Below are 25,572 nucleotides of genomic sequence, written 5' to 3' on the forward strand. Positions count from 1 at the left end.
CGAGTGTAAGCGGTGGAAGCGGTGGAAGGGGACGGCCGGTGCGCGGGGTGGAAGGCGGTGGAGGGGGCTGGCCGGTTCTCGCGGGGGCGCCCGAGTCAGGCCTCGGCGTGGTCCTCGGTCGCGTTGAGCACCGGGGCGAGGGCCGCCGCAGGGTCCCGGTCGGATGGGCCCGCCGGGGTCCAGCGGCCGCGTTCCTTGCGGTAGGGCCACCAACGGCCGTCGGGGCCGAGTCGCAGTTGGGCGTCCCGCCCGGTCACCGTCCAGCGGTTGGTACCGGTCGCCCGCAGAGCGGGGCGTTCGGCCTCGGCCCAGGCGCGGTCGAGGTCCCCGACGGCCCGTGCCAGCTCCTGCCGCTCCGGGGCCCACTCCTCCTCCAGCACGCGCAGCGACGCGACCCCGCCGAACCGCCAGGCGGTCACGGCCACCGACAGATCGGCGGGCCGGCGACCCGAAGCGGCGCCGATACGCGCGGAGAGGCGACCATCGGTACAGCCCGCCGCGAACCGCACTATGTCCTGATCCCCCGTCAAGCTCCCTGAGAATGGCTGGAGTTCGTGCCCCTGGGTGAGAGCATCGGCGAGCAGGCGGTGCGCCCGTCGCGCGGCGTCGGCCGCCAGGAACTCCAGCGCCGCCGGGTCCACCCCGGGCTCCGGCGCGGTCTCGGTGTCCAGGCGGGCAGGGCCGCCCGGCTCCGGCGGCAGGGAGGGCGGGGCGGGGAGCGGCGGAACGATGTCACGGGCCGCGAATGCCTCGGCGGCCGGTACGCCCTGTGCCGTCGCGGGCTCACCGGCGGCCGGGGCGGCGCCGTGCTCTTGAAGGGCGTCGAGGAGCGCCCGTTCCGTACGGCCCCGCAGCAGGAGCAGGACGAACGGGTCCTGGTCCAGGAGGCGTGCCACCTGATAGCAGAGCGCCGCGGTGTGTGGGCAGTGGTCCCACGCGTCGCAACCGCACTCGGCGTCCAAGTCCCCGATGCCGGGGAGGAGTTCGATGCCCTCGCTCGCGGCGTCCTCCACGAGGTGCGGCGGCATCTCGCGGTCCAGCAGCGCCGCGATGTGTCCGGCTCGCTCAGCGGCCATGGCGACGAACCGGTCCCACTCGTCCGCGTCCAGCTCCTGAAGCAGTACGTCGCTGCGGTGCTGCGCACCGTCCCGGTCCCGTACGACCGCGGTGATCCGGCCCGGGCGTACGGTCACGGCGCCGACCGCGCCCGCGCGGGCCAGGCGCCGCCCCTGCTTGAGCTGCTGCCCGTCGAGCGCGGTGTCCTCCAGGGCCTTGAGCCACGCCTGACCCCACCAAGTGACGGCGAAGGCACGCCCGCTCACGGGAGCCAGCGGCTCGAAGGTGTGCTCGTTCGCGTAGGCGTCCCGACCATCAGTGCCGGGCTTGTATGTGTCGCTCATCGACCGCTCCCTCGCAGCGCCACCAGATCCGTCAGCTCGGCATCGGACAGTTCGGTCAGCGCGGACTCGCCCGCGCCGAGCACCGCGTCCGCCAACTCCCGTTTGCGGGCGAGCATCTCGGCGATGCGGTCCTCGATGGTGCCCTCCGCGATGAGCCGGTGCACCTGCACGGGCTGGGTCTGGCCGATGCGGTAGGCGCGGTCCGTGGCCTGCGCTTCCACGGCGGGGTTCCACCAGCGGTCGTAGTGGATGACATGACCGGCCCGGGTGAGGTTGAGGCCCGTGCCCGCGGCCTTCAACGACAGCAGGAACACCGGGACTTGGCCGTCCTGGAAGGATCGCACCATCTCCTCGCGGCGTTCCACCGGCGTGCCACCGTGGAGGAACCGGGTCGGCACGCCGCGCACCGCGAGGTGTTCCTCGATGAGCCGCGCCATGCGGACGTACTGCGTGAAGACCAGCACGGCGCCGTCCTCAGCGACGATGGTGTCCAGGAGCTCGTCGAGCAGCTCCAGCTTGCCCGAGCGGCCGGCGATCGTGGGGGCGTCCTCCTTGAGGTACTGCGCGGGGTGGTTGCAGATCTGCTTCAGCGCGGTGAAGAGCTTGATCACCAGGCCGCGCCGCTCGAATCCGGCCGCGCCCGAGATCTCGGCCAGCGTCTCGCGCACCACCGCCTCGTACAGACCGGTCTGCTCCCTGGTGAGGGAGACGGCGCGATCGGTCTCGGTCTTCGGCGGCAGCTCGGGTGCGATGCCCGGATCGGACTTGCGGCGCCGCAGCAGGAAGGGCCGCACCAGCCGGGAGAGCCGCTCTGCGGCCGCCGGGTCCTGGCCGCTCTCGGCTGCGGACGCGTACTTCGTGCGGAACGCGCCGAGCCGGCCGAGCAGTCCCGGCGTGGTCCAGTCGAGGATCGCCCACAGCTCGGAAAGGTTGTTCTCGACGGGGGTGCCGCTGAGCGCCACCCTGGCGCGGGCCCCGATGGTGCGCAGCTGTCGGGCCGTCGCGGAGTACGGGTTCTTGATGTGCTGGGCCTCGTCGGTGACCACCATGCCCCAGGACGCGGCGGCCAGCCTGGCCGCGTCCATACGCATGGTCCCGTACGTGGTGAGCACGAACTCGCCGTCGCCCAGGGCCTCCAGGGAGCGGGCCGAGGCGTGGAAGCGGCGGACGGGGGTGCCGGGGGCGAACCGCTCGATCTCGCGCTGCCAGTTGCCCATCAGGGAGGTCGGGCACACGACGAGGGTCGGGCCGGCCGTCGCCGGGTCGCTCTGACGGTGCAGATGCAGGGCGATGAGGGTGATGGTCTTGCCGAGCCCCATGTCGTCGGCGAGACAGCCGCCCAGACCCAGCGACGTCATGTCGGCGAGCCAGTTGAGACCGCGCAGCTGGTAGTCGCGCAACTGCGCGGCGAGCGCAGCCGGTTGGACCACAGGCTGCTCGCGAGCGGCCTCGGGATCGGCGAGCCGGTCGCGCAGGCGGGCAAGCCAGCCCGTCGCCTCGACGTCGACCCGCCGCCCGTCCAGCTCGGTCGACCCGGTGAGGACGGCGGCCAGCGCATCGACAGGCGTCACCTTGCGGTCCTGCGCGGTGCGGGCGCGCCGCACCTCCTCGGGGTCGACGAGCACCCACTGGTCACGCAGTCGCACCACGGGACGGCTTGCCTCGGCCAGTTCGTCCAGCTCCTGGCGGCTCAACTCGCTGTCGCCGAGCGCGAACCACCAGCTGAAGCCGAGCAGCGCGTCGGCGGACAGGGTCGACGGTGCGGCGGACTCGATGTGCCCGGGCTCCTGTTCCCGCGGGCCGATCACGGCGCGCGCCGTCAGCTTGCGTGACAGCTCCTTGGGCCAGTGCACCTGGACGCCGATCGCGGCGAGCGCGCGCGAAGCCGGGCCGAGCAGTTCTCCCGCCTCGTCGTCGGCGAGCTCGACCGCGTCCGGCACGGCGGCCGACAGGAGCGGGGTGAGCGGCGGCCACGCGCGGGCCGCCCGGCGCAGCGCGAGCAGCGCGTCCATGCGGGCCCGCGGCCCGAAACGCGCGGCCGCACCGGAGCCCGCCCACACCTCGGCGGCGTCAGCGACCAGCGCCGGATCGCTGACGCTGTGCATCTGGAGCACGGCGCGGAACACCGGCCCGGCGCTCTCCGGGTCCGCCGAGGCCAGCCCCGGCAGCTCCACGCGCAGCGAGATCCGTACGCCCGCGTCGTGCCCGGCCGCCACATCGGCGGCCCAGGCCCGCTGCCCGGGTAGCCGCTGGGAAGCCTCCGCGGCGAAGGCGGGCGAACCGGTGACGCGGGCCGCGCCCGGCGTACGCGGCAGCCCGTCCGCGACGGCGTCGAGGAAGGCGCGCAGGAGCCGCTCGGGGTCGGGCAGCAGCACCGGCTCGGGCGCGGCCCGCAGCGGGATGGCGTGTGCCTCGGGAGGCATCGCGGCGGCGAGTTGGCGAACCTTGTCCAGGTCGTCGGCGCCGAGCGGCCCGACCCGCCACGCGTCGTGGTCGGTCTCGGTGAGGCCGGGCAACAACAGCCCGCGCGCGGCGAGTTGGAGCGCGAGCAGCGCGGCCGAGCCCCAGAAGGCGGTCGCGCGCGAAGCGTGCGCGAGAGCACGGGCCCGGGTGAGCACGGGCAGTGCGTCACGGACGGGCAGGAGCAGAGCGGGCACGGTGTGGGGCAGGGCGTCCGCGCCGACGACGGTGAGCTGCTCGACGGCGCCGGGAGCGGCCGGGGCCGCGTCGCCTCCGGGCTGCCACACGGCGACGCGGCCGGTGCGGAAGGGGTCGTCGGGCAGGAAGGTCACACAACAACGGGCGAGTTCGGCAAGCTGGGACGGCGTTGGAGCGGGGAGCCTTTGCACAGCGAAACGCATTCCTCAAATTTGACTACGTTGGCCGAGGTCGCCGAGGGTACAGCAAAGTCCGGCCGCGCGGCGGTGCGGCCGTAGTGGCCCACATCACATGGAACCGGGTGGGTGCTGTCAGCACCACCGGCGGGCTCGGGGTAACCCCCCATGCGGAGCCGGGGGGTGGCTCCATGGTCGTCAATGCGGTGGCTCCGTACGTTCATGGGGACCAGCGCAGGCAACTGCGGCGGGACACCCGACCACCGGAGACGTCATGTCACAGGCGACCATGCCGCAACCCGCCACGGGCCTCGGCGCCCGGGCCGAGCCGCGGACGGGCAGCGAGTTCGGCCCCCTGCTCAAGGCGGTGAAGGGGCAGGGCCTGCTCGACCGGCGCACCGGCTGGTACGTGACGGGGATCGCCGTCAACCTGCTCGCGCTCGGCGTGACGGTCACCGCGATGGCGCTGTCCGGCGACACCTGGTGGACCCTCCTGTTCGCCCTCCCGCTCTCCGTCCTGTGGGCCCGCAGCGCCTTCTTCGGCCACGACGCCGGCCACGCCCAGATCACCCGGGGCAAGGGCGCGGGCCGGATCATCGGCCTGTTCCACAGCGACCTGCTGCTCGGCATGAGTTACGCCTGGTGGAACGACAAGCACAACCGCCACCACGCGAACCCCAACCACATAGAGAAGGACCCCGATGTCGGGGTCGGCGCCCTCGTGTGGACCCAGCGCCAGGCCGAGCAGCGCGAAGGCTTCGCCCGCTGGCTCACCCGCAACCAGGCCCGGCTCTTCTTCCCGATGCTGCTCCTCGAAGGCATCGCCCTCAAGGTGTACGGATTCCAGGATCTCAAGCGACAGCCGCCCCGCGAGCGCGCCGTCGAGGCGCCCCTCCTGATCGCCCACCTCGCCGGCTACGCGACTCTGCTCCTGAGCGTCATGTCCCCGGGCAAGGCCCTCGTCTTCGCCCTGGTGCACCACGCGCTGTTCGGCCTGCACCTCGGCATGACGTTCGCCCCTAACCACAAAGGCATGGAGATGCCCGACCCGGACGACGCCGAGGACTCGTCCTGGGGACATCTGCGCCGTCAGGTCCTGACCTCGCGCAACGTACGGGGCGGGCCGCTCACCGACTGGGCACTCGGCGGCCTGAACTACCAGATCGAGCACCATCTCTTCCCGAACATGCCGCGCCCGCACCTCAGGCTCGCCCAGCCCATGGTCCGCGCCCACTGTGCGGCGCTCGGCATCCCGTACGCCGAGACCTCGCTGACGGACTCCTACCGTCAGGCCCTCGGGCACATGCACGAGGTCGGCGCACCGCTGCGGAAGTGACGCATAGTGGAAGGCAGCTGGAACCAGCGGACGCCGCCGGGCGTTCTCTGGACAGGAAGAGCGGCCGCGGGCCGCGCAAAGGAAGGCGACGGACATGTCGAAGCGCGCGATGATCGCCGCCGGTGGAATCGTGGCGGGGCTCATCCTGATCCCTCTGATCGGATTCTGGCTCGCCCTGCTGGTGCTGATCGGCGTCCCCGTGGTGGCCTACTTCACGCTGGACCCCAGCCAGCGGCGCAGGCTGCGGCACATATCCCGCAAGGAGCTCGGCCGCTAGGGCCCGTCGATCGGGTGAGGCCGAGCGAGCCCGGAACGCGGCCGACGCCGGGGTGAGCGGGGCCCGGCCGGGTTAGGCTCGAGCCGATCATTGGCACGGCAGAGGGGAGCTCCGCGCGATGAGCGGTGCCAGGGGAACGGTCACAGCGGTCAGCAGCAACGGTGAGTACTCCTTCACCAAGCCGAACCGGGAGAGCATCACCCTGCTCCCCGGGCTCGGTGTGGCGGGGGACGTCCACGCGGGAGTGACGGTCAAGCACCGCTCCCGCGTCGCCCAGGATCCGACGCAGCCCAACCTCCGTCAGGTCCATCTCATCCACGGCGAGCTTTTCGACGAGGTCGCCGAGCAGGGCTTCGACGTGGCCCCGGGCCAGCTCGGCGAGAACGTCACGACCGAGGGCATCGACCTGCTCTCGCTGCCCGTGGGCACCCTGCTGCGCATAGGGCCCGAGGCGGTCGTCGAGGTCACGGGGCTGCGCAACCCGTGCCTGCAGATCGACGGTTTCCAGAGTGGGCTTCTGAAGCAGGTCGTCGGCCGCGACGACGACGGCAACATAGTGCGCAAGGCCGGGATCATGAGCGTGGTCCGTTCGGGTGGCGAGATCCGCCCCGGCGACACCATCCTGGCCGACCTGCCGACGGGCCCACACCGGCCACTCGACCGGGTGTGAGCTCCGCTCCACTTCAACTGGGTTGCGCTGACCATGAGTTGAGGCGGGTGTGCTCATGGGCCGGCCTGGTCAGCTCTGTGGGCCGGGCCGGGTTGCACTGAGTTCGGCTGGGTCCGGCATGGGCCGTCCGTACGAGGAGCAGGAGCCGTCCTCGTGAGGGACGGCGTGCCTACCGCGAGGTCGGGCCGGCTCGGTGGACGGGCTGGGCCGGGCTGGGCTGGGCCCGGCGCGGGCCAGCCGCAGGAAGCGCGCGTGCCGTCCTCACGAGGGGCGTAACGCCATCGCTTCCAGGGATACGAGGAGGGCGGGCAGGTCTCCACCGCGGCCCACCGGGTGGACATCGCCGGGGCACTCGTCGAGCAGGACAAATGCGACGTCGTCGGTCCTGGCCACCAGGGACCAGCCCGGGCCGTCGGCGCGCAGGGTGCGTGCGCCACCCGGCGCGAAGCCGGAGCGCACGCGGCCGACCGGGGGAGCGGTATCGAGGTACCCGCGCAGCTCCGCGAGGACGCGACGGACACCGGTGCGCTCGCCGGGGTCGTCGTGGTTGTCGTGGTCGTGGTGGTGGTACCCGGCCGCCGTGTCGGGCCGGCCGTTGCCCTCGCTGTCCTTCCTCCCGCTGCTCTCGCTGTCCGTCTCCACGGACCGGTCGGACTTGACGGGGGCCGGGTCTTCGGGCTCCTCGGGGCTGTCCGGGGCGGCTCTCGTGGCGTCCGATGTCGTGGCGTCCGACGCCTTGGGGGGCGGCCCGAACGCGCCGTCGTCCAGCTGCTCGCGCCACGTCGTCCACTGCACCGCGACCGCGTCCGCACCGAGCCGGCGCTGGGCCGGGCCCCACTGGGTCGTGTCGGGCGGGGCGAGCGGGGGAGGACCCTGCGGATCGGGCTCGGGGTCGTGCGGAGACGGGACGTTCGGGGCCGAGACGACCAGCTCCAGCGGCCAGCCGGGCAGCGCCGCCACCACCGTGCGGTCGTCCGGCGACAGCTCGTACTCCATTCCGCAGTCCCAGGACGCGATCGCGACCGCTACGAGCGACACGTCATCGATGACGACCGTCCAGCGTGCGCCCTTGCCGTCCTGACCGAGGACGAGACCGTACCCCTGGGCGTACGGCCCGAGGCCGAGCGCCGCGCAGGCCTCGGGGTAGTCGTCGCCGAGCACGCTCGGGAACTGCGCGGGGGTCAGCAGCGCCGCCGTGAGTACGTAAAGTGCCTCGTCTGCGGCGGTTGCGGCCGCTTCGGCCTCGTCCGTCCCGGTCACGGAATCCTCCCCTTCGCTTCGCTCGTCGGCGCACCTTAACCAGTCGGTAACGCAGACGTCGAGGGCTCCGTGGAGGTCAATGCTCCTCATGAGTAAGGCCCTGGGGTTCAGGGGAGCCAAACGGGGAGCCGCCACGTCGCAGGATGGCTGCTGCGGCTAATCGTGCCGTTCGGAAGGGAAGATCTCACACCCAGAAGACCCCGGCCCGGAGCATTGCCCGGCAGAGTCGAACAATGGGAACGCGACCGCCACGGGCACTCCTCCGACCGCATCACCGTCGAACACGCCCTCGCCGACCACAAACGCTGGAAGCAACTGACGTGCTGGACCCACTGCCGCGACCGCCTGCCCGACACCTACCGCGCCATCGCCGGCCTCGTCTCCGACCGCACCACCAGCGCCTGAGAACACGTCACGACCAGGCCAAATATGCCTCACCCGCTATCACGCACCAACTCGTAAGAGGCGACGGTGTGCGCCACGCGATGCACGGCGTTGTCCGCCTGCACAACCTCGCTCTCACGGGATGACTCCCGCCGCATGCGGGACCTGAGAGGTGCACGGGAGACCGGCCTTGGGGAACATCGGAGCAGCCAATATCGGATGCTCCGATGTTCCGCAAGGCCGGAGACGGCTCCCCACCTCGCAGTCTCGCAGGAGAATCAGGCGAGGCAGAACTCGTTGCCCTCGATGTCCTGCATCGTGATGCACGACTCGTTGACGCCATCGGCGCGCTGCGTCAGCACGTGTTTCGCGCCGAGCGCCATCAGCCGTGCGCACTCGGCCTCGAGTGTGGCCAGGCGCTCCTCACCCACGAGCCCGGCGCCGGCCCGCACATCGAGATGCAGCCGGTTCTTGACGACCTTGCCTTCGGGAACTCGCTGGAAGAGCAAGCGCGGGCCCACGCCCGAGGGATCAGTGCACGCGAAGTAGATCTCATCCTCGGGCGGCAGCGAGCGGTGGTACTCCTCCCACGGGGCAAAGCCCTCCGGGACCGTCGGTACGACGTACCCCAGCACCTCGCACCAGAAGGCGGCTAGGCGAGCAGGCTCTGCGCAGTCGAAGGTCACTTGGAACTGGTTTGATCGTTGACATCGGCGCACGATAACAGGGGCCTGGCTCATCACCGCAGGTCGGCAGGTTCGCACGTGGGCGGGAGGAGGCGCCTGCTACCCACTGCTGTCTCGTGCGGTCGCAGGGGTGGGCCCAAAGGGAACCTGGGGTGCGATTCCGGCCAGTTACTCTCGTGCCGCCAAGTAGCAGTTACGGGACAACCCTGGGCGACCGCGCCCACTTCCTTCGGCTGTCATCCGCCGCAGCCGGGCAGCCGGGCAGCCGGGCAGCCGGGGCAGCCGGGGCCGGCTAAGAGTGAGTCCCACGCATCTTCGCCACGTCCTCGTCTCCGCCTGCGGCGCCCTCGCGCTGATCACCCCCCCGGGGCAACCCGTCCACGTGGCCTTCGCCCCACAACATGACCGACTTGTCCGCCACGGTGTTCACCGAGCCCGGCCGCACGGGCCGCTCCTTAAACGTGAAACCCCACGGCAAGCCCGGCGAGCCCGCCGCGGACCGCTTGGAGTGGCACTCAGTCGCGCTCTTCGTCCAGTGGCCGCGCCGCTGGATACAGCCCGTCGGTAGGAGCCACGTCGCCGGGGCGGCGAATCGTGAGACAGCTCCCGCCGTCAACTCCCGGGATGCGACGATTGTTGACGGCATCCAGCACCGGCTCGGCGCCGCCCCTGGCGGCCGGGCAGCCCGCTGGAGCGTGTATCGAAAATGTCTGGTCACAGATGTCAGGTGGGCGGGCTGTGCTTCCATGCTCCGGTGCATAGCGAGAATGTTCCTGCAGCCGGCGGAGCACCGATCCGGCTTGTCCGGCGTAGAACAGACTCCGACCTCGGCGCGTGCGTTCAGGTACTTGCTGACGTCCATGAGCAAGACGGCTACCCAGTGAACTGGCCGGACCGTCCCGATGCCTGGCTGTCCCAGCCGGCGCTGCTCGCGGCCTGGGTAGCGGAGCTTGACGGGCGGATCGTCGGTCACATCGGTCTGTCTCGCAGTGAGGCAGGCGATGTCGCGCCGGGCCTGTGGGGCGGTCGCGAGGGTGCGAGCAGAGCGTCAGCGGGTGTGGTCAGCCGCCTGTTCGTCGCCTCGGCCGCACGAGGCCATGGGATCGGCGCACTTCTGATGGCCCAGGCGATGCGTGACGCGCGGGAACGCGATCTGCATCCCGTGCTCGACGTCGTGGCGTCCGACGCCTCAGCAGTAGCCCTTTACGAGCGTCTGGGCTGGGAGTTGTTGGGCACGGTCGAGCAGCAGTGGAGCCTGGAGCAGACGGTAGTCGTGCATTGCTATGCAGCACCCGGGTAACACGCAGGTCATAGCCACTCGTTGCTGCCGCGACCTGCACGGTTGCCCCGTAGCACTCCCGGCCCCGTCGAAGGCGAGCGGTCGCGCAGTGCTCTTCGGCAACTCCGCCGCGGACACGGCAGCCATCATGACGAACCAGCCCAAGCTCGACTCCTTGCGCGACCGGATCCGTGCCGCTGGATCTTCGTCGGGTGCGGAAGCCGGCATCGGCGGTGTCGTCGTCGATCCGCTGCGGAACTCCATGACGCTGTACTGGCACGGCCAAGTCCCTTCGGCCGTCCAGGTCGAGACCCGGCGCGCGGCCTCCGGCCAGGGCATCAAGGTCGACACCCTGCGCGCCGCCTACACCGAATCCGACTTGAACCGGAAGTCCGTCGCGCTCATGCACGCTGCGGCGGCCGATCCGGCGCTGCTGGGCGGCCGACACATCGTGTCGGCAGGTCCCCAACCCGACGGCAGCGGGCTCCACGTCGGGCTCGACGCATCGACGGCGGCACCCCGTAACGCGGAGAAACCGTCCGCACCGGCCCCGTCGGCTGCGGCCGCGGACGTCACCACCGCGATCCGCGGCATCATCGGGGACTATCCCGTCACCATCGAGACGGTCTCGGCCAAGCCTACGACCAACTGGACCGGAAGCTCGTCCATCAACCGCAGCGTCAACGGCCCGGGCCTGTACAACATGGCAGGCGGCCACATCCACTCGGGCTCCGGCACCGGGTGCTCAACGGGGTTCGCCGCGAGCGACTCCGCCGGTCATGACGTCGTCCTCACCGCGGCCCACTGCGGCTGGGACAACTGGTACCGCGGCGACAACTCGTCCGTCGGACGCACCACGCAGATCAGTTACACCTACGGCGGGCAGGCGATCTCGGGCTATTCCTACGGTGACGTCTGGCTCGGCCCAGACTACTACAACGGGAACGGAGCCGGCCAGTACACGGCCGAAGTCACCGGTACGCAGTCGACCGGAAACGGCGACTGGATGTGCGTGTCCGGTTCCGTGACCGGATACACCTGCAACATGCAGGTGTATCGGACGGGCACCCATCACACCTACGACGGGCACACCTGGTACAGCCAGAACGACGTCCGCGACAAGAGCCCCAACTTCCGCCAGATCAACGCCAACGGCGACTCCGGTGGGCCCGTGTTCTTCCCGACGACGGGAAGCACGGTCCTCGCGAAGGGGCTCATCTCCGCAGGCCTCGTCGAATCCGGAGTCGGCGGCACGACCACATGCACGACCCCGGCGGCGGTCGGTGACCGCGTCACGTGCTGGGACCTCATGTCGTACACCGACATCGGCGCGATCACCTCCACGCTCGGCGTCACCATCAAGCACTGGTAGCCCGCGTCCGATACCGAGTTACGCCAACGGAACAACCGTGAGGGCGTCCCCGTGCAGTGCACTTCGCACGGGGACGCCCTGCTCGTCTCGGGGGTCAGCACACCTTCTTCGTCGGCGAGAACAGGCCGTAGGCCTCGTCCGGGACGGAGATGGACGCCTGGGCCTGGACGTAGCAGTCGACTCGCCAGTTGGTGGACTTCCCCCAGATGATGCCGGCGTTGTACTGCCCGCCGGGGATGTGGGTGAAGTCGCCGTGGTGGCCGTCGGCACTGTTGATCCATTGTCCGACCGAGGGCACTTCCCACATGTTCGTGAAGCCGGTGAGGTACATGTAGGGCTGCCAGTACCCGTTGCCGCCGAGGTGGATGCACTCCATCACGCTCGTCTTATTGCTCAAGGTCACGGCGTCACCGCAGTAGTATCTGTCGGCGGCGTGGGCAGGCCCGGCGAGCGTCACCCCGGCAGCCGCAGCGGCAAGGGCAGCTTCGGCGAGACGGGTAGCAGTTCTGGTCCTGAACTTCACGAGACGGATTCTTCCCCTTGGGGACACTGGCGACCGCCAGTATCAGGCCTCCGGTGCGGTGTACACATGTCAGGCGTCGGTCAAGAGTCGTCACCAATTTCCCCATCCCCAAAGGGATTTGCCTGGCCCGGATTCTCTTCGGCGTGCGGTGGCAAGGGGCCCGCAGTCCCGTATGGGCCTTCTCGTTCGTTTGGGGGCTCCGGTGGAACGGTCGCCGTGGCGACGTGGCCGCCGGAGCCCAGAAGCCGGCCCGCACCATGCGCCACGGCCGTCCGACATCGGCACCGCAGCCCCAATTACCCTATTCCTGCGGTAAGTTGTCGATCCGGGTACAGGGCAAACTCCCGGTCATCCTTTTTCCCGGCCCCTGTTCGGAATGTCGCGCACACGCCAAGATCTCTCCCGCGTCGGGCCATATCCCGTGCCCGGCACAGGGAGGAGAGCGCATGATGCCCCAACGGCATCGGCGACGGTTCATCACCTGCACCGTCGTGGCCGCCGCATTCGGACTGCTGGGCACCCAGTCGTTCGCGGCATCCGGTGACACCAGACCCCGGCCCTGGAACGCGCGCCACCAGGCCGACATAGGCAAGCAGCACACCAAAGCGGTGCAGGCGGGCAAGGGAATGTCCGCCTTTGCCGCGTCCGAGAGCGGTGACGACGGCTCGGACGAGGCGGAGAACTCCGCTGAAGGCACCGCCCAGTACACCGAGGCCCGGACCGCCCCCGGTGTGGTGGCGCCCGGCGCGTACGGGGCGGCCTGGGCGCAGTTGCAGTCGATGCGGCACACCGCGGGCGACTGGGACCATGTCACGAAGAAGGCGTACGACTCCGACGACCCGCGTTACCGCGACATCAATTCCAACTCCAGCGGCGGGTCGGGGAAGGTGACGGGTCGGATCACCGGGATCGCCGCCGACGACCAGGGCTACGTGTACGCGGGCGGCGCCAATGGGGGCGTCTTCCGGTCGAAGACCGGCGGCGGGCACTGGGAGCCGATCGCCGACAAGCTGCCCTCGCTGTCGACCGGCACCCTCGCGCTCGACGGTTCCAAGCGCCTCTGGTACGCGACCGGCGAGTCGAACACCGGAGCAACGTCCTTCGTGGGCACGGGCGTCTACGTCCTGTCCGATCCGCAGCACGGACAGTTCCAGCCGGGCGGCCGGGTGGGCGGGGCCGAGCTGGAGTCCACGGTCATCCACGCCCTGCGGTTCGCCGGCACCAAGGTGTGGGCGGCCACCAGCCGGGGCGTGTGGTCGCACTCCACCACTACGCTGTCGGGCCCGTGGAAGATGGAGTTCGCCCCCAACCCGGACTACCTGCCGGGCGGTTCGAAGGCGGACGACGAGTCGGCCCCGTACAAGAACATAGCCAATGACATTGCGGTCGACCCGAAGGACCCCTCCAAGGTACTGCTCGCCGTCGGCTGGCGGGGCGGCGACACCTACAACGGGCTCTACTCCCAGCAGGCGGACGGAAGTTGGAAACCCGCCGGCGGCCTCGGTGACCTGCCTACGGGCAGCGACGACGTCGGCAATGTGACGTTCGGTGCGGCGGCCGACGGCTCCCGCCTGTACGCGATCGACCAGTCACCGGCGCAGACCGACAGCAACCCGGACAGCGGCCTCAAGGGCGTGTACGTGTCCAAGTCGGGTTCGCCGTTCGGTCCCTGGACGCAGATCGCCGATTACACCAAGTTGCGGAATTCGGGTTCGGCGCTCCAGGGCGCGGGCTACATGCCCGGCATCCAGTCCTGGTACAACCAGTTCCTCCAGGTCGACCCGAACAACCCCGACCACGTCTACCTGGGTTTGGAAGAGGTCTTCGAGACCAAGAACGGCGGCACGAGCTGGATCACCCCGGGCCCGTACTGGAACTTCCCGTTCCCCTGCTGGAGCATCGACCCGGCCAAGCAGACCGGCGACTGCTCGCCGACCACGCACTCCGACCAGCACGCTGTCGCGGTCGGCTCGTACGGGGGCAAGACGTACGCCTATGTCGGCAACGACGGCGGCATCTACCGGCGGCCGCTGAACGGTGCGGTCGACTCGGGCGGCCACGCCAAGGACTGGCAGTCCCTGAATGACGGCACTCTCGACGTCCTGCAGTACTACTCGGTCGGCGTCGGCAAGGACCTCGACCACGGCGGCGTCTCCGTCACCGGCGGTCTCCAGGACAATGGCCAGTCGATCCTGCGCGGCCACGACAAGGTCATGGGCTCCGACTTCGGTGGCGACGGCGGAGACACCATCACGGACGCGGCCAACGGCTGCAACATCGCGAACGAGTATGTCTACCTCGATATGTGGGTCACGCAGAACTGCGGTGTGAACAACGGGAGTTGGGTCGACGACCCGACGAAGGCGACCGAATACGAGGTCGCCCCGCCGGACAAGGACCTCGGCGGGAGCGGCGCCCGCTTCATCGCCCCCATCTCCTCCGACGCCAAGGACACCAACACCTGGGTGGCAGGCGGCCGTCACGTGTGGGTACAGACCAAGGGCTTCGCGATCCGCTCGGGCACCGAGTGGAAGAATGCGTACGACCTGGGTGACGGACATGTGGCCACCGCCGTGGCATCCTCGGGCGGGACGGTGTACGTCGGCTGGTGCGGGCCATGCAACAACCAGGGCTTCGCGCGCGGCATCGCGGTCGGCAACGCCGACGGCACCGGCTGGCACCAGCTCAACCTGCCCGTCGACGGAACGATCCCGAACCGCTACATCTCCGGCTTCGAGATCGACCCGGCCAACGCCCAGCACGTGTACGTCGCGGTCAACGGCTTCTCGCGAAAGTTCACGGAGGGTCCCGGAGCGGGCATCGGCCACGTCTTCGAGTCCCGCGACGGCGGCGCAAGTTGGACGGACATCTCCGGCAACCTGCCGGACGTTCCTGCGAACACGGTCAAGCTCCTGTCGAACGGCGGCCTCGCCCTCGGCACCGACCTCGCCACTTTCTACCGGCCGGCCGGCGCCGCACAGTGGCAGGTCCTCGGCAAGAACCTGCCCACCACCGCCGTGCTGCAACTGCGCGTCGGCCCGGACGGCGACCTGTACGCCGCCACTCACGGGCGCGGCATCTGGTCGTTCGATCCGTGGCGTCTGAAGGGGCGTACCAACTGATCCCTTCACCTTTCTGCTCATCCCCTCGCACAAGGTGACCTCTCTGTGCGGACGGTCGGCGCGGGCCCTTCCCCGGGACCGCGCCGGCCCTTTTCATGTCCACCTCGCCCGGCACACCCGACAGCAGGGGCGACATTGCGCGTGTCCGCGCGCTCCGGGGCCCACGAGCGCGGGCCGGCCGCAGAGGTGGAGCACTCGGCGAGGTCGCGGAGTCGGGTCAGATCCCCCAGTACCCGGCAGAACCTCGGCATCCCACCCACCGCGCCCACTCCGACGCCTGCCACGCCCGACCCCACCGACCCGTGGGTCAACTACTACGGCACCCCGGTCGACCGCTCCTGCGCGAGCTGCTGCGCGCTGCAGCCGGAGTTCGCCGAGCACGCTCACATGGGCTCGGGTCTGCCACGGCGACAGCTACCAGCCTCAGTGGTTCGCAGAAGAGCGATGGCCGAACGCGAGGACCTGCTCGGCAACGCCACAGGGTGCGCAGGGGTCGGGGAGCGGGCTGGAGATGACTCCTCCGCGACCCACGGCAGCTGGCGACGTCAGAGAGTGGTTAGCATCATTTGACATCCTCGTGCACTTGTCATGAGGCCTCAACCGGTGTCTTAGTCCGCCACGTTGCCCCCCTGGCGGCAGCAGCTCGCGAGAGGATCAGATGCACAGCAACGACCAGACTCACAGTCCTGAGGGCATCAAGCCCCTCCGCTCCCGAGCTTCTGCCAGACCTACCACCCGAAGCGGAGGCATACCGTGGGGGCTTCCTGCCCTGCAAAGCAGCGCGGGTAATGCGGCCGTCGTCCAGATGCTCCGGGCGTCCGGCCATGCCGGGGCCCAGTCCGAGCAGCACCAGCACGGGGCCGGCTGCGGCCACCAGCAATCCCCTGCGCAGTCAGCACCTGCGGTACAGCGCTCTGCCCTTCACGACGTCTTCCGCTCCGGAGGACGTCCTATGGATGACGCGACCAGAACAGAGATGGAGAGCCGGCTTGACGCGGACTTCTCCGATGTCCGCATTCACGACGATTCGGTGGCGAGGGCGTCGGCCGCCGAGGTCGGTGCGCATGCCTACACCTCGGGCAGCCATGTGGTCATCGGCGAGGGCGGGGCAGGCCGCCACACGCTGGCACACGAGCTGACCCATGTGATCCAGCAGCGCCGGGGACCGGTCGCGGGCACCGACAACGGCGCGGGGCTCACCGTCTCCGACCCGTCCGACCGTTTCGAGCGGGAGGCGGAAGCGGTCGCCCACGAGGTCGTCTCCGGAGGATCGGTCACCGCCCTGACAACGTCCCCTGCCCCCGCGCGCGCGGCAGGTCAGGATGTTCCAGTCCAGCGGATGATCGCCTGGGCGCGTGTGCAGAACCAGTCCCGCACCTTCCGGAATCGCCTGGCCGGCATCAGGTCGGGCCACCAGCAGCCAGAGCCGACGCAGGAGGCGACCAACGCCTGGGGTCAGGCGCTCGACACTCTTGAGCACGAGGTCTACGCCTGGTTCACGGCCAACTCCACCGCGAATGACAACGCCAGAAACTTGATGGCGACCGTGATGGACGACATTCAGCAGGAACACCACAGATACATCGAGTTCGTCGTCGCGCACGCTCTTCAGCCCTATATGACAGATTTCGCCGACGATGACGCCGAGGCAATGGCCCAGATGACCTGGTCCCGACTCAGCACCAATACCGGAATCAGCGTGACGGACCGGGGAGAGCGGAATGATGCGACGACGCCGGAGTTCAGAACATCCGTGCACTCCATGAACGCCCGGCTGATGTCCCGGCCGATGGGACGCGGTCTGCTCCAGGGACTGACCGGGGCAGTCAACGCCGACGCGCCCGGGGTGAGCATCAGCGCCATCAGCTCCGACCGTCTGGCAGAGGTCGGCGAAGCCCTCGGACTCGCGCCGGGTGCTTATCATGACGACGCTCAGGTGGGTCCGGTCAACCCCAACCAGGGTCGTGCGCTCCTTCAGAACGGCGGCCTCGTTCCCGGGGATCCGTCGGCCAGCGACATGTCCCTGGAGCAGAACTACCACGACAGTGTCCCCGGGCGCGCGGACCCCGAGACCAACCGCAGGCCACAGGACCCAGTGACACCAGCGTTCATCACCTACGGACATGAACTGATCCACGCGCTGCACAACCAGCGGGGCCTCAGCCTCACGCACGCGCTCGAACCCCAGGCCGAAGAGCTGGAGACCGTGGGCATCGACAGCGGCCACCCCGAGGCGACTGTCTTCCTCCTCAACCAGCTCATGGAGAACTACACGACGGAGAATGGTCTCCGTGACGAGCACGGACTGCCGCGCCGCACCTCCTACTGACCGCACGTACGCCCCCGCCACCACATCACCGGAATGGTGGCGGGAGATGACGCCCGCGCCAGGTACGCGCCGTTCGAGCTGCTCCGTCCCGTCGCAACGAGCCTGGGTGTTCTCGCTCAAGGATGGCGACTGGCCCTTCCGCCGTAAACGTGACTCGGTCAGGGTGAGGTTACGGCGCGTTGAGAACCTGGAGGGGCAATGGCATCTATGGCTCTGTACTACCCGTGGATGCACTTTCAGGACACCGACTGGCTGAAGCTGGCGCTGCTGTCATGGGAGAGGATCGTCAGACTCCGGCCTCATACGGTCGATGATCGCGACAGCGAGGTGGTCCGGGCGATCCGCGGAGAGAGTGATCTACTGCGGGAGGTCACTCCGAGCAGGCACGATCTGGAGACAGTTGCCGACGCCTTCTTCGAACTCCTCGGCTGCGAGGACCTGGTCTGGGAACTGAACACTCTGCGTCTACAAGCGGCAAACCCCACGCTCAGTGTCTCTGAGGACCTGTTCCCGCCGCCCAGCCAAAGGGTGACAGAGCACGAGCACCATCCCGCCCTGCTGTGGATCTACTGCGGCGGAACCGGTACCAAGATGTCGTCCACGCTGCGGCGCCAATTGCTTGAGGCCGGGCTGGCCGTTCAAGTCGACAGGCGCGATCCGTGGGTCGGGCTCCACCCCCGGCTGGGCGCCGTCTACCTCACCGCTCTGGCTGACACCGTCGCCCGCCACAACGCACTGTCACCCGTGACCGACGACCCGCGGATGCACCACGCGGTGGGCGCCCTCGACCGCCTCGCCGACCTGCTCAACCTGTCTGTGACCCCAGCCCTGCACGACACTCGGGCCGCTTACGTCCATCTCTCGCTCCGCGCAGTGATCCGGCCCGAGCGAATTGCCGCCGTGCCGGTGTCCCGGCTGGTGGCCTTCCGGCAGAGACACGCGCCCGAACTCGCCGCTTTTTACGCGCACGTCGACTCCCTCGCGACCGAACTCGGACAGATCGCCACTGTCGAGAACCTCGACCTTGCCCATGCCCACCTACAGGCGCTCTACGAGCGGGCGACCAAACCGCAACTGGACGAACTACGCCGCGCGCTGCGCGCATTCGGAGTCGAGTCAACGGTGGGCACACTGGGACTGAAGGTGGACCTCGGGGCCGTCTCCGGCACCGCGCTGGGCGCCCTGGCCGTTACCGCAGGCCAGCCAGCCATAGGAGCTGGGGCAGTCGCCCTCACCGTCGTTCCGTACATCGCCGGCCGCCTGAAAGCCCTCCGGCAACAGAGAACAGACTCTCCTGTTGCCTATCTGCTCGCCGCGGAACACATACCGAGGCGGCCCCGGCTGCGCTTTCCCGTCTGACGCTCAGGTCGCAGCCCCGTGAGTGCTGGTGCCCCTCGGTCTCCAGAGCACCAGGATCACGTGCCGCACTTCCGTCTGTCGGAGGCACACGCCGTATCGGTGCCCCACCACATCTCGTACCGGACGGGGAAGGTGGCATGACCAGCGCTTGCGAGGCGGCACGCACCCTCTCAGGTCATGCGTGGGTGTCCGGCCGACCCAGTGCTGCACGTTCGCATCAATCAGTATCAATCAGCATCGATCGGGCGCGCCCAGCGGCATGGGCGGAGTGTCCGCGAGCCCTGTGAGCCCCCTGTCACCCGGCCGCCCGGTAGGGGCGAGCCGAGCGGCAGGGATGTCCGTACGGCCGAACTACCGCTGGGCGGCCGGCCCGTCGCAGTGGATGCGGGTCTGCTCGGCGACGCGGCGGCCGAGGTGGCGCGCAGTGCTGAGGTCGGCCGCATGGACATCGGCGCTGTCGTTGAAGCTCTGCGCACCCGCACCGAGGTAGAAGCCGAGCCGGTTGTCGTCCTCGGGGCCGGAGGTCGTGGTGTTCCAGCCCGGCAGCAGTCCCAGGCTCACCCAGAGCATGCCGTGCTGGGCGGCCAGGACGGCAAAGTACTGCAGGGTATGCATCTTGTCCCCGCTCATGGAGCCGGAGTTGGTGAATCCGGAGGCGAGTTTGTCGCTCAGGCGCGGGTCATCCATCGCTTGCTGGTGGCTTCGGCAAAGGTCAGACGAGGGTGACACCGCGTCGGGGATGTGCCGGGGCCCTGAGTGAGGGGTCGACCAGTACCGGCTCCTCGCCCCGGCACCTCGCCAGGACCTGCGGATCGAGACGGGCAGTGGCCAGTCCGGGGCCGACGGTGCCCGCGTCGACGAGCAAGGTGCCGTCCGGGTTCCAGACCGCACTGCCGCCGCAGCCGTGGTACGCACCGCTGGGCCCGCTGTGGTTGGCGAGGAGGACGTAACTGGTGTTGTCCAGGGCCCGTGCCGGGAAGACCGTGGCGCGCTGGTGGGCGCCGGGGCCTCGGCCGAACATCGCGCCGACCAGGTACGCGTGGCAGCCGTCGAGCACGGCGGCGCGGGCGTGCTCGGGGTAGCCGGAGTCCCAGCAGATGCCGAGTCCGAGACGCCAGCCGTCAAGGGTGAGGGTGCACCCGCGGGTGCCGGGGCTGAAGCCGGCCGCGCGCTCGCTTGGAGTGGCGTGCTGCTTGTCGTATTGGGCGGCGAATCGGCCGTCGCGGCCCAGGACCAGGGCGGAGATGTGCAGCCGCCGGGATTGCGGGTTGTGGGTGGGCGCTCCGGCCACCACGGCGGTGCGGGTCTCGGCGCAGACAGCGGCCAGCGGGTCCAGCCGGGAGTCCGTGGCGTTCAGGGTGGAGGACTCGGGGTGGGCCGCGATTCCCGGCAGCTCGTAGCCGGTGAGGAAGAGCTCCGGAAGGACCAGCAGGTCAGCTCCCTGGTCGGCGGCGCGGCGGACCAAGTCGGCGACGACGGCAACGTTCGCGGGGATATCCAGTGCAGTGCAGGTCGCCTGACCGGCCGCCACGGTGAGCGGGCCAGAGGGCAGGGCATGAAGATCATCCATGGCGGGCCAAACTACCCCGAGCAAATGCGGATAGGAGCGCCCAGGGCATCCTTGTACCTGACTCACGCCCCGCCCGCGAAACGGACGGACCGTCACCAAATGGACGAAGCTGTGCCGCTCACCAGGTTTCCGACGGTTGCGTCACGCCGTTGGCCTGGCGGGCCTGGTGGGGGGCAAGGGCTTTGAGGGCCAGGAGTGGGAAGCCCAGGATGGAGAGCATGGCCGCGCCCACCAGCGCTGCGGCCTCGCCCTTTCCCAGTACGCCGTCGTCGACGCCAATGGTGGTGATCGCAACCACGAGGGGCAGGGAGGTGGCGCAGTAGAGCATCAGCGAGGTCCGTTCGCGGCGGGACAGGTCGCGGGGTGCGAGGAGCCCGGCGGGGACGCCGCGCAGGAAAAGGAACAGCAGTAGGAAGATGGGGAGCAGCAGAAGGGGTCGGCCGCCGCTGAGCAACGCGTGGAGGTCGAAGTTGATGCCGGTGACGATGAAGAAGACCGGCACCAGGAATCCGAAGCCCATCGCCTCGATCTTGCCGAGGACTTCCGCGCTGCTTTCCGGGGCCGCGCCGTTGAGGATCAGGCGCGTGAGCAGGCCGGCGGCGAACGCGCCGAGCAGGGTGTCGAGTCCGAACGCGACGGACAGTCCGAGCATGGCGGCAAGCAGCAACATCACCAGACGGACCGCGAACTGGCCGCTGGTGTGCAGCGTGGTGGCGACGATCCGGGCGAACCACGGCGGGCGCGGGCGCATCGCCCAGTAGACGGCTCCCGCGGTCACCGCGGCGAACGCGGCGAGGACGGCGGTGGCCGCGCCCGGCGCGCGCCCGCTGAGCAGCAGCGCCATCGCGATGATCGGCCCGAACTCGCCGACCGCGCCGAACGCCATCACCACGGTGCCGAACCGGCTGTGCAGAACACCCGAGTCGCGCAGCATCGGCAGCACGGCGCCGAGCGCGGTGCTGGTGAGCGCCGTACCGATGACGAAGCTCTTGGTGGCCTGAGCGCCGGTCAGGGCGAACGCGATCCCCAGGGCGACCGCAAGCGTCAGCACCCACGCGCCGACGGCTCGGCGCAGCGTGTCCCCGCGTACGGCGGCGAACTCGATCTCGTACCCCGCCAGGAAGATCAGCATCGAAAGACCCAAGTTGGACAGGGTGTTGATGAGTTCGTCGGGGCGGGCCCAGCCCAGGGCGTCGGGGCCGATCGCGATGCCGAGGCCGATCTCGAAGATCGCCACTGGCACGGTCAGCCGGCGGGCTGCCGCGTAGGCGAGGAGCGGGGCGAGCACCGCGATGGCCATGATCAGGATGAGCGTCCCGGGATGCGACATGTCCACTGCCTAGCATAAATTCGGGCAAAACCGTCGCCATGCGTCGCGCGCGTCCAGGCGGCTGCCGTGGCCGATATGGCTTCCGGCTCCGCTTCCGGGGAGGCCGTCCCGAACACCCGCGCGCTCCGGCTGTGGCGCGCTGTCCCAACCCGGAGCCGCCTTCGGGCCACTGTCGTCCCAGCCCGGTTCCCACCGGATCCCGCGACTGCGTTCAGGGCCCGCTGGGGGAATCGCCGGGGTAAGTGGAACAGTCGCCAGTTGCCGATCTCGTGGTTCGGTTCGATGGCGTCCGTCGCCGGGGCATCCACACTCCCAGGACCAGACCAGGTGCGATCGTCGGTGCTGCCGGGGCGCCGCTCGATCACAGCCCCTGCGGCTGGGCGGGTCCGGCTGACGGGACACCTTGTCGGCGCAGGAGTCGGCCCGCGGGCCGACTAGCCCTCTGTGCAGGGATGCCGTAGCCATCAGCGCGAGTACCGACCCTGTACGCCGATCTGCCGACACCCCCTCCACCGCCCGAGGGGGCCCGGTCCATCCCCTCGGCCGATGCGGGCGGCGTTCCGTGCTCCGTAGCGTCGTGGCATGCAGACCAACAACGCACGCTTCAGCCCTGGTTGGGCCTATTCCGCCGCCGCCTGGCTCGGAGTCAGCTTTGTCTGGCACGTTCAAATGGGCGTCATGGGCGCGTACGACCCCGACAGCGTCAGCACCGGTCCCAACGGCGGCGGACCGCTGTGGTTGTTCCTCGCCTACGACGGGCTCATCACCCTCATGTCCGGTGCCGGAGCGGTCTGCGTCCTCGCGACGGTACGGCCATGGGGTGCTCGGGCGCCCGGGTGCTTGGTGCGGGTGCCGCTGGTCATCGGGTGCGTGCTCCTGACGGTGCGCGGTGTGCCGGGGCTCGTGGAGAACATCACCGAGGCGGTGGGGCTCACCCCGCACGGGCTGCTGGGGACGAGCGAGAAGCGCATAGAGAGGGGGTCGTGGGACTTCTGGAAGGACATGCTGATCAACGGCTTCTTCTTCATCGGCGCTGTGCTCCTCGTGCCGGCGACGCGCCGTCACCTACGGCGGACCCCCAGGCGCCCCACGCACGCCCGGTGAATGAGACTTCCGCCATAGCCAGGCCGTTTGCGAGCACCGAGCCCCGGCATTGTCGAACTACCCGGCGTCTCACCAGGTCAGCAAGCGAGGGCTACGTTTCAATGCAGGGCGTGCCCAACCAGAGACAGCATTAGGGAGCGGGAGGAACCATGCGCAACTTGGCCTTGACCGCGGCAGGGTTGGTCTCCACCGTAAGCACATTAGGCCTCGCAGCAGCCCCTGAAGCCTCGGCCGCAACTCCCTGCCCATCAGGTGCGTTCTGCATCCGTGAGACGAACGGCGCCATTCTGAACCAGAACATCTTCTACAGCTACGGTGCCCACAACCTGTCGAACGTCACAGGCAAGCGTGTGTGGTCAACAGCCAGACCGGCGGGGTCGGCTTCACGGTTTGCTATGGCTACAACGGCGTCAACTGCTCCTGTGTCTCCCGCGCCACGGGGGAATATGACCTGCAGGATATGACGCCGATCAACTCCGTCGTCCTCGTGAGGTAGCAGCTCACAGGCGAGTGGTCAGACAGACACAGGCTGGCGGGACCACAGTGGCTGCCCGCTTCGACGAGCGCGGATACGTCCACCCTGGCGCCGCAGCCGCAGCCGCAGCCGCAGCCGCACCCGCAGCCGCACCCGTCATCCGGCTCCGCTCATGACCAGGGTGCCGGTCAGGAACCAGGGGTACCTGTCAGGAAGCGGGCAGGCCCATCAGTTCCTCGGCGACCGCGCGCGGGGACCGGTTCTGTTCGCGGGCCAGCGCGACGACCGCCCGGCACGCGAGTTCGCGCACCCCGAATGAGAGGGCTTCCGGCGACACCCAGCCCGCTGCCTCGTCGAGCCTTTCCTGATCGTCCTCCGCACAGGCCGTCACGTACGCGGCCGCGGCCTCGAAGATGTTGTGATGACGTTCGGCGGACGGTTGGGGGCGGGCCGATCTGTGGAATCTCGCGAACATGTGCAGGCCACCTTTCCGTTGACGGCCTCCGACGGGACGCGCTGCGGTGCGTCGCCGCGGTGTTCTGTGCGGTGCTGGGCGTGCAGCGCAGTGGAGTCCAGTGCGGCGAGGCGCGGTGCGGCGCGGTTCGTCGGAGTCAATCTTTGAAATGGTCGTCACCACCGTAGAGTTGGCGCCTGTCCGGCAGATAGGGGGATGCGGCCAGGGATCTCGCCTCCGCCGGTCTCCGGGAACGGTTCTACTCCAGGGAACGCAGCGTCGTCCGTAGCCATTTCAGTTCAGTGACGCTGGTGGCCCGCGCGATCGTGAGCATGCCGCGGCGGAAGGGATCATCCAACTCCTCGGCAGCTACCGGCCGTTCACCGTCGTAGAAGAAGCTCGCGGGCTCCTCAAGGAAGGCGAGCCGGCGGCGCAGTACCGCGGCCTGGTCCGCCGCGTCGGGCAGATGGCGCAGGAACGCGAGCAGGGTGAACCAGCGATTCTCATCGGTGACGTCGAGACGGCCCGGATGGGAGAGCCGGTTCAGGAGGTCGCGCCGGCCCGCCGGGGTCAGAGTGAGCATGTGGCGCGGCGCGGCCGCCGCCCCCGGCTGGGTCTCACGGGCCAACAGTCCCGCCTTCTCCAGGCGTTTGATCGCCGGGTAGAGCGTGCTCTCGCCGACCGGCCGCACATGACCCGTGAGCGCGGTGATGCGCTTGCGCAGCTCGTAGCCGTGCAGCGGCGCTTCATAGAGGAATCCCAGGATCGAGAGTTCGAGCATGGCTGTATTGTGCCGCACCGATGAAGTACATCGTTGACGTAGTACTACGCGAACGATGTATGGTCGACCGTGAGGGGCGGCGAGCCGGTCGAGCGACCGGGCGCCCGGGTGACGACGCGAGGGCGGGATGTGCGATGCGGGAGGCGGAGTTCGACGGGCGGGGGAGCCGGGTCCGGTGGACGGAGTGCGCGGGGGACGAGCCTGCCCTCGTGTATGTGCACGGCCTGGGTTCGATGTCGGCGGTCTACCACGCGCACATCGCGGGTCACCGGGCGCTCGCGGGGCGCCGTCAGCTCTTCGTCGATCTGCCCGGACACGGGATCAGCGACCGGCCCTCCGATTTCGACTACACCTTGGAGGACCACGCGGGCGCACTCGCGGCGGCCCTCGACGCGGCGCGCGTGACGGGGGCCGAGCTGGTGGCGCACAGCATGGGCGGCGCGGTGGCCATCGTGCTCGCCGACCGCCGCCCCGACCTGGTCGCCCGGCTCGTTCTGACCGAGGCCAACCTCGACCCCAACCCGACGCCCGCGGCGGGCAGCAGCGGCATCGCGTCCTATACGGAGGACGCGTTCGTGCGGGGTGGAGGCTTCGCGGAAGTGCTGGCTCGGATCGACCCCCAGTGGGCGTCGACCATGCGCCTGGCCGACCCGCTCGGGCTGTACCGCACGGCCATCGGCCTCGTGCGCGGTACGGAGCCGACGATGCGTCAACTGCTGATGAAGCTAACGGCTGAGCGCGTCTATGTGGTGGGTGGACTGGGCGAGGATCTGCCGGGGCGTGCCGAGCTCGTCGCTTCGGGCGTCAGGGTCGTGACGGTCGCGGACGCTGGACACAACGTCATGTTCGACCAGCCGGAGGCGTTCGTCCGCGACGTGGCCGGACAGGTTGCCGAATTGCGATGAGTGCGCGCGCGGGCAGGGCGTGGGCAGGGGTGAGGAGGGGGGTCTGCACGACGGCGGGGGTGAGAAGGGGGGTGGGCAAGACGAAGGCCGGGGAGTCGAGCGAGGTAGGCACGAGGTAGGGG

19 protein-coding genes and 3 pseudogenes are annotated in these 25,572 nt (G+C 69.5%); 12 read left to right on the top strand and 10 right to left on the bottom strand.

All coding sequences use genetic code 11. The features are described from left to right. Positions 1–95 precede the first annotated feature (95 nt). Both AB0D31_RS27070 and AB0D31_RS27075 read right to left on the bottom strand, forming a co-directional pair. Positions 96–1,400 (bottom strand): SWF or SNF family helicase, encoded by a 1,305-nt coding sequence (locus tag AB0D31_RS27070; RefSeq protein ID WP_362727855.1) that lies wholly within the window; start codon positions 1,398–1,400, stop codon positions 96–98. Further along, positions 1,397–4,249, bottom strand: coding sequence for a DEAD/DEAH box helicase (locus tag AB0D31_RS27075; RefSeq protein WP_362727889.1), 2,853 nt, complete (start codon positions 4,247–4,249; stop codon positions 1,397–1,399). Before AB0D31_RS27075 ends, AB0D31_RS27070 begins: the two co-directional genes overlap by 4 nt. A 274-nt stretch (positions 4,250–4,523) precedes the next feature. On the opposite strand from AB0D31_RS27075, the gene AB0D31_RS27080 reads away from it, so the two are divergent. From AB0D31_RS27080 to AB0D31_RS27090, 3 genes are all read left to right on the top strand, one after another. Next, the gene (locus tag AB0D31_RS27080) at positions 4,524–5,570 is read left to right on the top strand and encodes an acyl-CoA desaturase (protein ID WP_362727891.1); all 1,047 of its coding nucleotides are present in this window, start codon (positions 4,524–4,526) and stop codon (positions 5,568–5,570) included. A 94-nt stretch (positions 5,571–5,664) separates the two neighbouring features. Further along, entirely contained in the window at positions 5,665–5,847 is a 183-nt protein-coding gene (locus AB0D31_RS27085; RefSeq protein ID WP_362727857.1) for a hypothetical protein, read from the top strand. 118 nt (positions 5,848–5,965) lie between these two features. Further along, positions 5,966–6,517, top strand: a complete 552-nt coding sequence (locus tag AB0D31_RS27090; protein WP_362727859.1) for an MOSC domain-containing protein — start codon at positions 5,966–5,968, stop codon at positions 6,515–6,517. A gap of 261 nt (positions 6,518–6,778) precedes the next feature. On the opposite strand, the gene AB0D31_RS27095 is transcribed toward AB0D31_RS27090, so the two are convergent. Continuing rightward, positions 6,779–7,777 (bottom strand): hypothetical protein, encoded by a 999-nt coding sequence (locus AB0D31_RS27095; protein WP_362727861.1) that lies wholly within the window; start codon positions 7,775–7,777, stop codon positions 6,779–6,781. A 189-nt stretch (positions 7,778–7,966) separates the two neighbouring features. On the opposite strand from AB0D31_RS27095, the pseudogene AB0D31_RS27100 reads away from it, so the two are divergent. Beyond that, positions 7,967–8,182 (top strand): annotated as a pseudogene (locus AB0D31_RS27100) (transposase); the annotation flags it as partial. A 257-nt stretch (positions 8,183–8,439) separates the two neighbouring features. On the opposite strand, the gene AB0D31_RS27105 reads toward AB0D31_RS27100, so the two are convergent. Beyond that, positions 8,440–8,901, bottom strand: coding sequence for a VOC family protein (locus AB0D31_RS27105; protein WP_362727863.1), 462 nt, complete (start codon positions 8,899–8,901; stop codon positions 8,440–8,442). A gap of 700 nt (positions 8,902–9,601) precedes the next feature. On the opposite strand from AB0D31_RS27105, the gene AB0D31_RS27110 reads away from it, so the two are divergent. Together AB0D31_RS27110 and AB0D31_RS27115 are read left to right on the top strand one after the other, a co-directional pair. Next, positions 9,602–10,147 (top strand): GNAT family N-acetyltransferase, encoded by a 546-nt coding sequence (locus AB0D31_RS27110; protein ID WP_362727865.1) that lies wholly within the window; start codon positions 9,602–9,604, stop codon positions 10,145–10,147. A gap of 127 nt (positions 10,148–10,274) precedes the next feature. Further along, positions 10,275–11,498: a hypothetical protein gene (locus AB0D31_RS27115; protein ID WP_362727867.1), complete on the top strand. Its 1,224-nt coding sequence runs from the start codon at positions 10,275–10,277 to the stop codon at positions 11,496–11,498. Between the two features lie 94 nt (positions 11,499–11,592). On the opposite strand, the gene AB0D31_RS27120 is transcribed toward AB0D31_RS27115, so the two are convergent. Then, positions 11,593–11,901 carry a hypothetical protein gene (locus AB0D31_RS27120; protein WP_362727869.1) on the bottom strand — a complete coding sequence of 103 codons (309 nt, stop codon included), beginning with the start codon at positions 11,899–11,901 and terminating at the stop codon, positions 11,593–11,595. Positions 11,902–12,467: 566 nt separating this feature from the next. Between AB0D31_RS27120 and AB0D31_RS27125 the strand changes: the two genes are divergently transcribed. The 4 genes and pseudogenes from AB0D31_RS27125 (at position 12,468) to AB0D31_RS27140 (ending at position 18,831) form a co-directional block, all read left to right on the top strand. After that, entirely contained in the window at positions 12,468–15,143 is a 2,676-nt protein-coding gene (locus tag AB0D31_RS27125) for a glycosyl hydrolase (RefSeq protein ID WP_362727871.1), read from the top strand. A gap of 658 nt (positions 15,144–15,801) precedes the next feature. Next, positions 15,802–16,386 (top strand): annotated as a pseudogene (locus tag AB0D31_RS27130) (DUF4157 domain-containing protein); the annotation flags it as partial. Between the two features lie 96 nt (positions 16,387–16,482). Continuing rightward, complete coding sequence (locus AB0D31_RS27135; protein ID WP_362727893.1) at positions 16,483–17,472, top strand: M91 family zinc metallopeptidase; 990 nt, start codon at positions 16,483–16,485, stop codon at positions 17,470–17,472. A 207-nt stretch (positions 17,473–17,679) separates the two neighbouring features. Then, a complete protein-coding gene (locus AB0D31_RS27140; RefSeq protein WP_362727873.1) occupies positions 17,680–18,831 on the top strand; it encodes a DUF6236 family protein in 1,152 nt (383 codons plus the stop codon). A gap of 351 nt (positions 18,832–19,182) precedes the next feature. Here AB0D31_RS27140 and AB0D31_RS27145 read toward each other — a convergent pair. The 3 genes and pseudogenes from AB0D31_RS27145 to AB0D31_RS27155 form a co-directional block, all read right to left on the bottom strand. After that, positions 19,183–19,541, bottom strand: a pseudogene (locus AB0D31_RS27145) (NADPH-dependent FMN reductase); the annotation flags it as partial. Between the two features lie 2 nt (positions 19,542–19,543). Beyond that, positions 19,544–20,401: a carbon-nitrogen hydrolase family protein gene (locus tag AB0D31_RS27150; RefSeq protein WP_362727875.1), complete on the bottom strand. Its 858-nt coding sequence runs from the start codon at positions 20,399–20,401 to the stop codon at positions 19,544–19,546. 118 nt (positions 20,402–20,519) lie between these two features. After that, the gene (locus AB0D31_RS27155) at positions 20,520–21,731 is read right to left on the bottom strand and encodes a cation:proton antiporter (RefSeq protein WP_362727877.1); all 1,212 of its coding nucleotides are present in this window, start codon (positions 21,729–21,731) and stop codon (positions 20,520–20,522) included. 582 nt (positions 21,732–22,313) lie between these two features. Between AB0D31_RS27155 and AB0D31_RS27160 the strand changes: the two genes are divergently transcribed. Beyond that, positions 22,314–22,835 (top strand): hypothetical protein, encoded by a 522-nt coding sequence (locus AB0D31_RS27160; protein ID WP_362727879.1) that lies wholly within the window; start codon positions 22,314–22,316, stop codon positions 22,833–22,835. Between the two features lie 683 nt (positions 22,836–23,518). On the opposite strand, the gene AB0D31_RS27165 is transcribed toward AB0D31_RS27160, so the two are convergent. Together AB0D31_RS27165 and AB0D31_RS27170 are read right to left on the bottom strand one after the other, a co-directional pair. Next, complete coding sequence (locus AB0D31_RS27165; RefSeq protein ID WP_362727881.1) at positions 23,519–23,785, bottom strand: hypothetical protein; 267 nt, start codon at positions 23,783–23,785, stop codon at positions 23,519–23,521. A gap of 238 nt (positions 23,786–24,023) precedes the next feature. Continuing rightward, positions 24,024–24,545, bottom strand: coding sequence for a PadR family transcriptional regulator (locus AB0D31_RS27170; protein WP_362727882.1), 522 nt, complete (start codon positions 24,543–24,545; stop codon positions 24,024–24,026). A 134-nt stretch (positions 24,546–24,679) separates the two neighbouring features. Between AB0D31_RS27170 and AB0D31_RS27175 the strand changes: the two genes are divergently transcribed. After that, entirely contained in the window at positions 24,680–25,450 is a 771-nt protein-coding gene (locus AB0D31_RS27175; RefSeq protein WP_362727884.1) for an alpha/beta hydrolase, read from the top strand. The last annotated feature ends 122 nt before the right edge of the window (positions 25,451–25,572 follow it).

It is taken from the genome of Streptomyces sp. NPDC048361, assembly GCF_040651795.1.
Taxonomy (GTDB): Bacteria; Actinomycetota; Actinomycetes; order Streptomycetales; family Streptomycetaceae; genus Streptomyces.